5 protein-coding genes and 2 rRNA genes are annotated in these 13107 nt (G+C 63.3%); 2 read left to right on the plus strand and 5 right to left on the minus strand.

Features of this window, described 5'->3' with window-relative positions:
- Positions 1-42: 42 nt before the first annotated feature.
- The 4 genes from ET475_RS02930 to ET475_RS02945 all read right to left on the minus strand — a co-directional run bounded on the left by ET475_RS02930 (position 43) and on the right by ET475_RS02945 (position 9345).
- Positions 43-3151 (minus strand): 23S ribosomal RNA (locus ET475_RS02930).
- 433 nt (positions 3152-3584) lie between these two features.
- Positions 3585-5109, minus strand: a 16S ribosomal RNA gene (locus tag ET475_RS02935).
- The 16S and 23S rRNA genes sit together here, the layout of an rRNA operon.
- 593 nt (positions 5110-5702) lie before the next feature.
- Positions 5703-7952: a glycoside hydrolase family 3 C-terminal domain-containing protein gene (locus ET475_RS02940; RefSeq protein WP_129385862.1), complete on the minus strand. Its 2250-nt coding sequence runs from the start codon at positions 7950-7952 to the stop codon at positions 5703-5705.
- An 82-nt stretch (positions 7953-8034) separates the two neighbouring features.
- A complete protein-coding gene (locus ET475_RS02945) occupies positions 8035-9345 on the minus strand; it encodes an MFS transporter (RefSeq protein WP_242497742.1) in 1311 nt (436 codons plus the stop codon).
- 188 nt (positions 9346-9533) lie between these two features.
- Between ET475_RS02945 and ET475_RS02950 the strand changes: the two genes are divergently transcribed.
- On the plus strand, positions 9534-10160 hold the full coding sequence (locus ET475_RS02950; protein WP_129385864.1) for a TetR/AcrR family transcriptional regulator: 627 nt from the start codon (positions 9534-9536) through the stop codon (positions 10158-10160).
- Positions 10153-11616 carry a carboxylesterase/lipase family protein gene (locus ET475_RS02955; protein ID WP_129385867.1) on the plus strand — a complete coding sequence of 488 codons (1464 nt, stop codon included), beginning with the start codon at positions 10153-10155 and terminating at the stop codon, positions 11614-11616. The genes ET475_RS02950 and ET475_RS02955 overlap by 8 nt, the downstream gene beginning before the upstream one ends.
- A gap of 504 nt (positions 11617-12120) precedes the next feature.
- Here ET475_RS02955 and ET475_RS02960 read toward each other — a convergent pair.
- On the minus strand, positions 12121-13107 hold the full coding sequence (locus tag ET475_RS02960; RefSeq protein ID WP_129385869.1) for an LLM class F420-dependent oxidoreductase: 987 nt from the start codon (positions 13105-13107) through the stop codon (positions 12121-12123).

Consider the following 13107-nt stretch of genomic DNA (forward strand, 5'->3'; position numbering starts at 1 on the left):
CGAGAACCACAAAGTGGACGCGTACATCAAAAACGTTGAAGTGTTATCAAGTCATCGGCTTATTAGTACCGGTCAGCTCCACACGTTACCGTGCTTCCACATCCGGCCTATCAACCCAGTAATCTGGCTGGGAGCCTCTCCCCCTCACGGGGATGGAAGTCTCATCTCGAGGCCGGCTTCCCGCTTAGATGCTTTCAGCGGTTATCCATCCCGAACGTAGCTAATCAGCGGTGCTCCTGGCGGAACAACTGACACACCAGAGGTTCGTCCAACCCGGTCCTCTCGTACTAGGGTCAGATCCTCTCAAACTTCCTACGCGCGCAGCGGATAGGGACCGAACTGTCTCACGACGTTCTAAACCCAGCTCGCGTACCGCTTTAATGGGCGAACAGCCCAACCCTTGGGACCTACTCCAGCCCCAGGATGCGACGAGCCGACATCGAGGTGCCAAACCATGCCGTCGATATGGACTCTTGGGCAAGATCAGCCTGTTATCCCCGAGGTACCTTTTATCCGTTGAGCGACAGCGCTTCCACAAGCCACTGCCGGATCACTAGTCCCGACTTTCGTCCCTGCTCGACCTGTCAGTCTCACAGTCAAGCTCCCTTGTGCACTTACACTCGCCACCTGATTGCCAACCAGGTTGAGGGAACCTTTGGGCGCCTCCGTTACTCTTTGGGAGGCAACCGCCCCAGTTAAACTACCCACCAGGCACTGTCCCTGAACCGGATTACGGTCCGAAGTTAGGCATCCAGAGTGACCAGAGTGGTATTTCAACAATGACTCCACCCGAACTGGCGTCCGGGCTTCACAGTCTCCCACCTATCCTACACAAGCCACACCGAATACCAATACCAAGCTATAGTAAAGGTCACGGGGTCTTTCCGTCCTGCTGCGCGTAACGAGCATCTTTACTCGTAATGCAATTTCGCCGAGTTCGCGGTTGAGACAGTTGGGAAGTCGTTACGCCATTCGTGCAGGTCGGAACTTACCCGACAAGGAATTTCGCTACCTTAGGATGGTTATAGTTACCACCGCCGTTTACTGGGGCTTAAATTCGCAGCTTCGCCCAAAGGCTGACCGCTCCTCTTAACCTTCCAGCACCGGGCAGGCGTCAGTCCGTATACATCGTCTTGCGACTTAGCACGGACCTGTGTTTTTAGTAAACAGTCGCTACCCACTGGTCTCTGCGGCCACCACACCCTTTCGGTGTAAAACCTAATAAGTGGATGGCCCCCCTTCTCCCGAAGTTACGGGGGCATTTTGCCGAGTTCCTTAACCACGATTCTCTCGATCTCCTTGGTATTCTCTACCTGACCACCTGAGTCGGTTTGGGGTACGGGCGGCTAGAACCTCGCGTCGATGCTTTTCTTGGCAGCAGAGGATCACCCACTTTTCATCCGCATCGTGTCTCACCCTCAATGACTCCCGGATTTGCCTAGGAGTCGGGCTACGCACTTGCACCAGGACAACCATCGCCTGGCTTGGGCTACCTTCCTGCGTCACACCTGTTAATACGCTAGCCGCACCAGCATGGGGTCGAGCGTTCACCAAAACACCATCACCCCGAAGGGATCCGGCACGTCCTGGCTAGGACTCTTAGCACCACTGGATTGACTGGGGCGGTTCTTCGCCGGTACGGGAATATCAACCCGTTGTCCATCGACTACGCCTGTCGGCCTCGCCTTAGGTCCCGACTTACCCAGGGAAGATGAGCTTGACCCTGGAACCCTTGGTCTTCCGGAGGACGTGTTTCTCACACGTCTTTCGCTACTCATGCCTGCATTCTCACTCGTGTGCCGTCCACGGCTGGGTCACCCCGCCGCTTCACCCGGCACACGACGCTCTCCTACCCATCCACACGACTGGACCACAAAGGCCTATCGCAAGTGTGAATGCCACATCTTCGGTGGCGTGCTTGAGCCCCGTTACATTGTCGGCGCGGAATCACTTGACCAGTGAGCTATTACGCACTCTTTCAAGGGTGGCTGCTTCTAAGCCAACCTCCTGGTTGTCAAGGCAACTCCACATCCTTTCCCACTTAGCACGCGCTTAGGGACCTTAGATGGTGGTCTGGGTTGTTTCCCTCTCGACGATGAAGCTTATCCCCCACCGTCTCACTGCTGCGCTCTCACTTACCGGCATTCGGAGTTTGGCTGACGTCAGTAACCTGGTCGGGCCCATCGGCCATCCAGTAGCTCTACCTCCGGCAAGAAACACGCAACGCTGCACCTAAATGCATTTCGGAGAGAACCAGCTATCACGAAGTTTGATTGGCCTTTCACCCCTATCCACAGCTCATCCCCTCAGTTTTCAACCTAAGTGGGTTCGGCCCTCCACGACGTCTTACCGTCGCTTCAGCCTGGCCATGGATAGATCACTTCGCTTCGGGTCTAGGACACGCGACTGAACGCCCTGTTCAGACTCGCTTTCGCTACGGCTCCCCCACACGGGTTAACCTCGCCACGTATCACTAACTCGCAGGCTCATTCTTCAAAAGGCACGCTGTCACCCCTACTAAGGAGGCTCCAACGGTTTGTAAGCAAACGGTTTCAGGTACTATTTCACTCCCCTCCCGGGGTACTTTTCACCTTTCCCTCACGGTACTTGTCCGCTATCGGTCATCTGGGAGTATTCAGGCTTATCAGGTGGTCCTGACAGATTCACACGGGATTTCTCGGGCCCCGTGCTACTCGGGATACTCTCCACGCCAAGAACACGCATTTCGGCTACAGGGCTATCACCTGCTACGGCCCGCCTTCCCAGACGATTCGCCTATACGCTCTTGTCACGCCGACTGTCCGGCAGAACAGTCAAGAAAGTCCCACAACCCCCAGCATGCAACGCCCGCCGGCTCTCACACACACTAGGTTTAGCCTCTTCCGGTTTCGCTCGCCACTACTCACGGAATCACTATTGTTTTCTCTTCCTGTGGGTACTGAGATGTTTCACTTCCCCACGTTCCCTCTACCCGCCCTATACATTCAGGCGGGAGTCACCAGGTCAGCACGCCGCCTGGCGGGGTTTCCCCATTCGGAAATCCTCGGATCAAAACTCGCTTACCAGTTCCCCGAGGCTTATCGCAGATTGCCACGTCCTTCTTCGGCTCCAGATGCCAAGGCATCCACCGTTTGCTCTTAAAGACTTGAAATCACATGAGTTTCATCACCAACACCACACCAGGCAAAACCCGGCACAATGCTGACAAAAAATGATCTTTAAGATCATCAAGAACCAGCCAAAAAGACTGATTCAAAGATGCTCGCGTCCACTGTGTAGTTCTCAAAGTACGGGCGGAACCTCCCCCACCTGCCAGCACAACACCAGCAAACAGAAAAGGCCCAGAGGTTCAGCCACCCTCCCCCAAAAGGGAAGGACACCCGGTCCCTCAGGACCCAACAGCGTGCAGACACCCCCGCCAACCAACCCCCACCTTCCCACCGTCCAAAAACGGCGTACTAACGAGAGCCAACCAACCAGATGCCATGTCAAACGTTCCACCCATGAGCCCCGACCACACACATTCGGTGTGGAACCGGGCACTAAAACCACCAGGCGAACCCAGCAGCTCAGTAGCTCCTTAGAAAGGAGGTGATCCAGCCGCACCTTCCGGTACGGCTACCTTGTTACGACTTAGTCCTAATTACCGATCCCACCTTCGACGGCTCCCTCCACAAGGGTTGGGCCACCGGCTTCAGGTGTTACCGACTTTCATGACTTGACGGGCGGTGTGTACAAGACCCGGGAACGTATTCACCGCAGCGTTGCTGATCTGCGATTACTAGCGACTCCGACTTCACGTAGTCGAGTTGCAGACTACGATCCGAACTGGGACCGGCTTTTTGGGATTCGCTCCACCTCACGGTATCGCAGCCCTTTGTACCGGCCATTGTAGCATGCGTGAAGCCCAAGACATAAGGGGCATGATGATTTGACGTCATCCCCACCTTCCTCCGAGTTGACCCCGGCAGTATCCCCTGAGTTCCCACCATAACGTGCTGGCAACAGAGAACGAGGGTTGCGCTCGTTGCGGGACTTAACCCAACATCTCACGACACGAGCTGACGACAACCATGCACCACCTGTGCACCGACCATAAAGGGGCGACCATCTCTGGCCGTTACCGGTGCATGTCAAGCCTTGGTAAGGTTCTTCGCGTTGCATCGAATTAATCCGCATGCTCCGCCGCTTGTGCGGGTCCCCGTCAATTCCTTTGAGTTTTAGCCTTGCGGCCGTACTCCCCAGGCGGGGAACTTAATGCGTTAGCTGCGTCACGGAATCCGTGGAAAGGACCCCACAACTAGTTCCCACCGTTTACGGGGTGGACTACCAGGGTATCTAAGCCTGTTTGCTCCCCACCCTTTCGCTCCTCAGCGTCAGTTACGGCCCAGAGATCTGCCTTCGCCATCGGTGTTCCTCCTGATATCTGCGCATTCCACCGCTACACCAGGAATTCCAATCTCCCCTACCGCACTCTAGTCTGCCCGTACCCACTGCACGCCCGAAGTTGAGCCCCGGGATTTCACAGCAGACGCGACAAACCGCCTACGAGCTCTTTACGCCCAATAATTCCGGATAACGCTTGCACCCTACGTATTACCGCGGCTGCTGGCACGTAGTTAGCCGGTGCTTTTTCTGCAGGTACCGTCACCCAAAGGCTTCTTCCCTACCAAAAGAGGTTTACAACCCGAAGGCCGTCATCCCCCACGCGGCGTTGCTGCATCAGGCTTGCGCCCATTGTGCAATATTCCCCACTGCTGCCTCCCGTAGGAGTCTGGGCCGTGTCTCAGTCCCAGTGTGGCCGGTCACCCTCTCAGGCCGGCTACCCGTCGACGCCTTGGTGAGCCATTACCTCACCAACAAGCTGATAGGCCGCGAGCCCATCCCAGACCGAAAAATCTTTCCAAACACGACCATGCGGTCACATCTCATATCCAGTATTAGACACCGTTTCCAGCGCTTATCCCAGAGTCCAGGGCAGGTTGCTCACGTGTTACTCACCCGTTCGCCACTAATCCCCCAGTGCAAGCACCAGGTTCATCGTTCGACTTGCATGTGTTAAGCACGCCGCCAGCGTTCATCCTGAGCCAGGATCAAACTCTCCGTAAAAAAACAGAAGCCACAACCACACCGGAAAAAAGTGAAAGCTGCAGCGAGTTCAACCATGACCAAAAAGGATGCCATCACTGACAATCCATAAATTGATCCAAAGGAATCTCACCCAACCAAAAAGGTCAGGACGAGGTTATTTGGCATTTGACAAGTGCACGCTGTTGAGTTCTCAAGGATCGGACGCACCCACACACCAACCAACCAACCAAGGCCAGCACACAGGGCAACTTCACAATCATACCCGATCCGATCTTTCGTGCAAACCGGAGCGGACCGTCCCGAAGGCCGTGACATCCACTCGGCGACTGCCGATCGGAAAGGTTCTCCCCCGCGGCCCTCTGAAGAGGTCCTGAGGTGGGAGGCGGTTCGCTGCTTGAGGGGGGCGATGGCCTTTCGGCTCTTCGCTCAACCCTTTGGGGCGAACAAGTAATACTGTACGCGAGATCGCGGCGGCCGCCAAATTCGGAGGCCGATTTTGTGCATCCCGGGCGCGTCGCACCCTCAGCCCGGCACGGCGGCGACGGCGCAGGCCCGCAAAGACGCGCTTGAGCACGCCCGCGAGAGCCCGCGCCGCCGCATCAACGCCCCGGTCACCGCGCGGCGTTGGCCATCGCTATGAGTCCCTCGATCTGCTCCATCGACACCGGCAGAGATCCGAAGCCGGCCAGCCGCCCCACCGGGAATGACGCCATCATCTTCTGCAGCCCGTCTGCGTCGGCCATCATGCCGGCCCCCGCGGCATCACCGCCGGCATCGCTCATCATGGCGGCGATCGCCTGCTGCACGACGGGCCCGGCCACCGGGTCTGCCATCAGGTCGCCGATCGATGACTGCATCGTCAACGGCAGGTTCACGGCATCCCCGGTCACCGTCACGGTGGTGGTGGAGCGGATGTCGCGGCTCGAGGCGGCGACATCGACGGTGTAGGTGCCCCCTTCCACGATCCACGCGTCGACGCGCACGTCCCAGTACGCAAGGTCTGCTCGACGCACGACCAGCTCGACATCGCGGGTCTGGCCCGGTTGCACCTCGACCGAGGCGAACGCCTTCAGCTCGCGCGGGGCGCGCTCGACGGCCGAGTCGGCCAGTGCCGTGTACACCTGCACGATCTCACGCCCGGGCACCTCTCCGGTATTTGTCACCGGCACGGTGACCACCACGTCGCCGGAGGCATCGACGGCGGCTGCGGCATCCCCATAGGCGAAGCTCGTGTACGACAGGCCATGACCGAACGGGTAGGCTACCTCGATCTTGCGCGCGTCATACCAGCGGTATCCGACGAAGATCCCCTCGCCGTAGCGCACATGCCCGAACGATCCGGGAAAGTTGCCGAACGACGGGTTGTCCTCCAGCCGCAGCGGAATCGTCTCGGTGAGCTTGCCCGACGGGTTCACGTCGCCGAACAGCACATCGGCGGTGGCCGATCCGCCGGCCTGGCCCAGCAGCCACCCCTCGACGATCGCCGGCACCCGATCGCGGAACGGCAGGGCGACAACCGAGCCGTTCGAGAGCACGACGACGGTGTTCGGGTTGGCGGTGAGTACCGCCTCGAGCAGTTCGAGCTGCACGGCCGGCAGATCGATGTGCTCGCGGTCGTATCCCTCCGACTCTGCTGCGGCGGGCAGGCCGAGGAACGCCACGACGACGTCGGCGGCGGATGCCGCGGCCACGGCCTCGTCGCGCAGAGCCGCGGTGTCGCCCGCCTCGTCGAGGGCGAACCCTGCTGCGTACGCGACCTCGCCGGCAGCGGCATCCCGAATCGCATCGAGCGCGGTATCGAGCTTCGTCGGGTTTATCAGCGACGAGCCGGCCCCCTGGTACCGCGGCTGCGCGGCGAAGGCACCGACCACTGCCAGCTTCGCGTCGCGACGCAGCGGCAGCAGCTCGCCTTCGTTGCGCAGCAGCACGATGGAACGACCGGCGACCTCACGTGCCAGCGCGTGGTGCGCATCGACGTCGAGCGGCCCGGCGATCACCGGACGGGCCTGCGCCTTGCGCACCAGGTCGAGCATGCGCCCGGCCGCGACATCCAGCGCCTTCTCATCCATCGTGCCGCTGCGCACCGCCGCCACCAGCTGCGCGTCGGTGCGGCCGCCGCCACCGGGCATCTCCAGGTCAAGTCCCGCGACCAGCCCGGTGACCCGGTCATTGACCGCGCCCCAGTCGCTGACGACCAGCCCTTCGAAGCCCCACTCCCCGCGCAGCACAGTGGTGAGCAGCCACGGGTCCTCCGACGCGTACACGCCGTTGATGCGGTTGTACGAGCACATGACCGTCCACGGCTGTGCGTCTTGGACCACGCGCTGGAACCCGCGCAGATAGATCTCGCGCAGCGGCCGCGGGTCGATGTCGCTCGAGGCGCGCATGCGGTCGAACTCCTGGTTGTTGGCCGCGAAGTGCTTCAGCGACGAGCCCACGCCCTGAGACTGGATGCCGCGGACCAGCCCCGCACCCATGACTCCGGCGACGATCGGGTCTTCAGAGAAGTACTCGAAGTTGCGCCCGCACAGCGGCGACCGCTTGATGTTGATGCCCGGGCCGAGGATCACAGCGACATCTTCGATCGCCGACTCGACGCCGAGCGCCTTACCGACCCGCTCGGCCAGTTCGGGGTCGAACGAGGCGCCGAGTCCCACCGCCGGGGGAAAGCACGTCGCCGGCACACTGTCGGCGAGGCCGAGGTGATCGCTGGCGCCCGCCTGCTTGCGCAGTCCGTGCGGCCCGTCGGTGAGCATGAGTGCGGGAATGCCGACGTCGGGCACCGCCTTGGTGGTCCAGAAGTCGGCGCCGCTGGTCAGCGCCGCCTTCTGCTCGAGAGTCAGGTCGGTCGTGTCAGTCATGGGGATCACCTTTCTGGAGGAGTTCTGAAGCGAGGGGATGCCGCGGCCGCGGCATCCTTCCTCGTCGACGTCTCGACGCCGTTCATCGGGTTGCCGTGATGGGCCATACCGCGCACGCGCCGAGGATACCGAGGACGATGCCCACCGGGAACAGGCCCGCATACCCGAAGCTGAGCACGATGACACCGGCGACGCCGGGGGCGAGAGTCTGCGGAAGCGTCGCTGCGATGTTGACGACGCCGAGGTCTTTCGCGAACGAGCGCGCCGAGGGCAGCACTTCGCTGATGAGCGCCTGGTCGACGGCCTGGAAGATGCCGAACCCGAACCCGACGATGACGACCGTGAGATACCAGGCGGTCAGGTCGTGCCAGAACCACGGCAGCAGAAGGGCCAGCGACATCACGACGGCCGACGCGAAGACGAACGGCTTGCGGCGTCCGACTCTGTCGGAGAGGGGTCCGGCGATGAGCGTCGTGATGACAAGGCCGACCATGCTCAGAAGGCTCAGCACCGGGATGATCGTCTCGGGCTGGGCGACGTGGAAGTAATCGCGCAGCAGATAGAGCTGGTAACCGACGACGATGAAGTAGCCGGTGTACAGCAGCAGACGGCCGGTGAACGCCCAGAAGAAATCGGGGTAGGCGACCGGGTTGATCCAGAAGGTGCCCAGAAACTCGCGAAGGCGGAAGGGTTCGAGCGGGATGCCGCTGCTGGGCCGATCGGGGTTGAACAGCACGAACAGGCAGAGGATCACGATCGCGACGACCGCGAACACGAGGTAGCCGGCGGCGATGCTGTGGAAGAACAGCGAGCCGAGCATCGCCCCGCCCAGCGACCCGACCATGAGTCCGATGCCCGACAGCGCGGCGAAGGTGCCGCGCCGCGCGATCGGAACGCGATCCGGCATGATCGCCGACAGCGGCCCCTGGGCGATGTTGAGAGTGATCTGCACCAGGGTCCAGGCGATGACAATGCCCACGACCGAGTTCGCGAAGGCCAGGCCGGTCAGCGACAGACCCCCGGCGAGCGCGCCGATGACGATCCATGGCGTGCGTCGGCCGAACCTCGAGCGGGTGCGATCGGAGATCTGCCCCGCGATGGGCTGGGCCACCATCGCGGCGAACGCACCGATCGTGGAGACGATCGCCAAGACCGCGACATCCCTCTTGTCGGCACTGCCGACCAGCTGGGTGATCTGCTGCGGCAGCAGGATGCCGGGCACGGCGCCCCACACGAGGAAGATTCCGAGGTTTGCCGGGATGATCCAGGTCATCAACCGGCGCAGTCCGGTCAGCGGGGCGGGCGGGTCGATGTTGCCGGCGGCGGTCGCGACGAACGTGTTCGCGGTGATCGGCGCTGCGGGTGGAGTCGGAGATTCTGACGACATTGTCATGGGCGGATCCTGTCGGGTGAAGGGATGCTCGGCGTTGAGTCCCGGTGCACGCGGTGTGTGTGGGTGGTGCGTGGTGGGTGATAGTGCGTGTGGTGGTTCGTGACGGTGCGTGACGGTGCGTGGCGGTGCAGAAACCATACGACAGTTGGTTTTGAGAAATCAAGCGTTACTCGGTTTATCGTGATCTCATGCCGAAGAACCAAGAGGGACGCCGTGGTTCCTACGCCAAGGGCATCGCCAAGCGCGAGGAGATCCTCACCCGCGCGCTCGAGGTCATCGCCCGGGAGGGATATCGCGGCGCGTCGGTGAAAGAGCTCGCCGCCGCGGTCGGGCTGAGCCAGGCCGGACTGCTGCACTACTTCGACTCGAAAGAGGAGCTCTTCACCGAGATCCTGCGCAAGCGCGACGAGATCGACATGGCAGCGTTCGGCGGCGTCGAGGCGGTGTCCACCGACGTCGAGGCGGTGCGCGACGGATATCTGCAGGTCATCCGGCACAACAGCCAGGTGCCCGGCGTCGTCGAGCTGTTCTCGCGCCTGAGCGTGGAAGCGGCCGACCCGCGGCATCCCGCCCACCGCTTCTTCCTCGATCGCAACCGCGCCTTGCGCGGCGTGTTCGCCGACGTCGTCCGGCAATCACAAAGCGCGGGGCGGCTCACCGACGCCATCGACCCCGACACGCTCGCGCGCATTCTTCAGGCGGTGGCCGACGGGCTGCAGGTGCAGTGGATGCTGGAGCCCGACGTGGACATGGCGGCTATCGTCGAGGCGCTGTTCCGGGGGCTGAGCACGACAGAAGGAGACAGCGATGAGTGAGGCGCCCGTGGTACACACGGCATCGGGCCCCGTGCGCGGAGTGTGGCGCGACTCGTCGGCGGCGTTCCTGGGCATTCCCTTCGCGCAGGCGCCGGTCGGCGCGCTGCGCTTTTGCGCACCCGTGCCGCCCGAGCCGTGGACCGAGGTGCGCGATGCCGTCGAGTACGGCGCGACCGCGCAGCGCGGAGACCCCGGGCAGACACTGATCCCTGAGCCGTCGGTGCCCGGCGAGGCGACCCTCAATGTCAACGTGTTCACGCCGGCGCCGGGGCAGGATGCCGCGTTGCCGGTGCTCGTGTGGATCCACGGCGGCGGGTACATCGCCGGGTCGCCGGCCAGCCCCTGGTATGACGGGCAGAAGTTCAACCGCGACGGCGTCGTGACCGTCACGCTGTCGTACCGACTCGGCTTCGACGGGTTCGGGCTGATCGACGGCGCCATGTCGAACCGCGGCGTGCGCGACTGGCTCGCAGGTCTGGAATGGGTGCAGCAGAACATCGCGGCGTTCGGCGGCGACCCGTCGCGGGTCACGATCGCGGGACAGTCGGCCGGTGGCGGAGCCGTGCTGACACTGCTCGGGATGCCGCAGGCCCAGCATCTGTTCCATGCGGTGTGGGCGCTTTCGCCCGCGCTGGTGAACGTCTCCGTCGAGCGGGCCGGCACACTGTCGGCGAAGCTCGCACGGCTCGCCGGAGTGCCGGCGACGCGCGACGGTTTGGCTTCGGTGGACGAGATGCGGCTGCTCGAGCTGCGCGAGCAGGCCGAGAAACCGGCATCCGGCAAGCCACTCGATGGCATCGTCGAGCTGCTCACCGACGGGCTGTCGTGGGGCCCGATGCTCGACGGCGAGGTGCTGGAGCGCCCGACGCTGGAGGCGCTGACGGCCGGCATCGGCGCGGACAAGCCGCTGGTGATCGGCACGACCGACGACGAATTCACGATGGCCACCGACTCGATGCGCGCGAAGCTGCGGTTCGTGCCGGCCGCGCTGGCGCTGGGCGGGCTGGGTCTGCGCGGAGCCCGGCGGTCGGCGTACCTGGCCGCGAACCGCGTGCGCGGGACCGCCGCGGTGGTCGGACGTTTCGTCACCGACACGATCTTCCGCGCGCCGACGGTGCGGGTCGTGCAGGCGCGGGGGGATGCCGCGACCTGGGTCTACCGGTTCGTCTGGGCCTCGCCCACGGTGGGATGGGCGTGCCATTGTCTCGACGTGCCGTTCTGGTGGGACTGGCTTGATTCTCTGGTGGGAGTGGCCTCCCTCGCCGGAGCGAACCCGCCGCGCGCCCTGGCCGACGCGCTGCACGGCGCCGCCGTGTCGTTCGTGCGGTCGGGCGAGGTCGGATGGACGCCGTGGTCGGCGCATCCGGGCACGACGCGACTCTTCGGCGCGGGGCCGTCGGCGCGCGACGTGGTGCCCGACGGGTACGCGGCGGTCGAGCCGCTCGTCGCCCCCTGACGCGCGCTGCCCTCGGGAGGGGTGCCGCCGGGTGGGGTGCCGCCGGGTGCCACGCTCTCGTCGCCGAGTTGTCCCCCAGTTGCGCGACTTTACCCCGAGTTGCGCGACTTTACCCGGGGTGCGCCGCCGGGTGCGGTGCCACCGGGTGCCACGCTCTCCTCGCCGAGTTGTCCCCCGGTTGCGCGACTTTACCTCGCGTTGCGCGACTTTACCCGGGGCGCGCGAGGACAACTCAGGCAACGACAGGACAACTCGGGGAACAAAGGGACAACTCGGGCAACCCAAGGACAACCCGCGCAACGGCAGGACACCTCGGGCAACTCGGGGACAACTCGGGCAACCCAAGGACAACTCGGGGACAACTCGGGCAACCCGAGGACAACTCGCGCAACCCGGGGACAACTCGGGCAACCCGAGGACAACTCGGGCAACCCGAGGACAACTCGGGCAACGCGGGGACAACTCGGCGTAGGGCGGGGACAACTCGCGGGGCGAGGGGTCAGGTCAGGACAGGGCGGGGATGACCTCGCGCTCGAAGAGCTCCCAGCCGGTGATGTCGTAGGCCAGCTCCGGGAAGTAGTGGATGCTGTAGCCCATGCCGTGCGCGGCATATTCACCGAGCCGTTCGACGATCTGCTCGGGCGTGCCGAAGGCGGGCGAGGTCAGATACTCCCGCTCGGCCCGGTCCGCGCGTTCTTGACCGAGGTGCGGCAGCAGCCGCGCCTTCACCGCGGCCAGGCGCTCGTGCGCCTCGGCCTCGGTCGGCGCGACGATCGTGTTGAAGTTCGACGACCGCACGATCTCGGACTGATCACGCCCGAGCGTGGAGCAGTGCGCGCGCAGCGCGGCATCCTTCCGGTCCCACTCCTCAAGCGACCCGGCGAAGTTCGTGTACGACGCGTACTGCGCGGCGATCTTCAGCGTGACCTTCTCGCCACCGCCCGCGACCCAGATGGGCACGCCCCCGGACTGCACCGGCAGCGGCTGCACGATCGCGCCGTCGACCTGGTACTCCCGCCCATCGAGGGTCGCGGTGCCGGTCGTCCATGCCTGGTGCATGATCTCCACGCCCTCGCGCAGCATCCGCAGGCGCTGCGGCACCTCCGGAAAGCCGTAACCATAGGCGCGCCACTCGTGCTCGTACCATCCGCCGCCGATGCCCATCTCGAGCCGGCCGTTCGAGACGTGGTCGACCGTGGCGGCGACCTTCGCGAGATACGCGGGATTGCGGTAGCCCATGCACGTGCACATCTGCCCGAGTCGGATGCGATCGGTCGACGCGGCGAAGGCCGACATCAACGTCCATGCCTCGTGCGTGGCCTCTTGGCTGGGCACCGGCGTCGTGTGGAAGTGGTCGTAGACCCAGAGCGATTCCCAGGGTCCGGCATCCGCCCGCCGCGCGAGGGAGCGCATGGTGTTCCACTGTTCAGAAGGGTCGATGCCAACGAGGTCAAAGCGCCAGCCCTGAGGAAGGAATGTTCCGAATCGCAT

Origin of the sequence: Microbacterium protaetiae (assembly GCF_004135285.1) — a bacterium.
Lineage (GTDB): Bacteria > Actinomycetota > Actinomycetes > Actinomycetales > Microbacteriaceae > Microbacterium > Microbacterium protaetiae.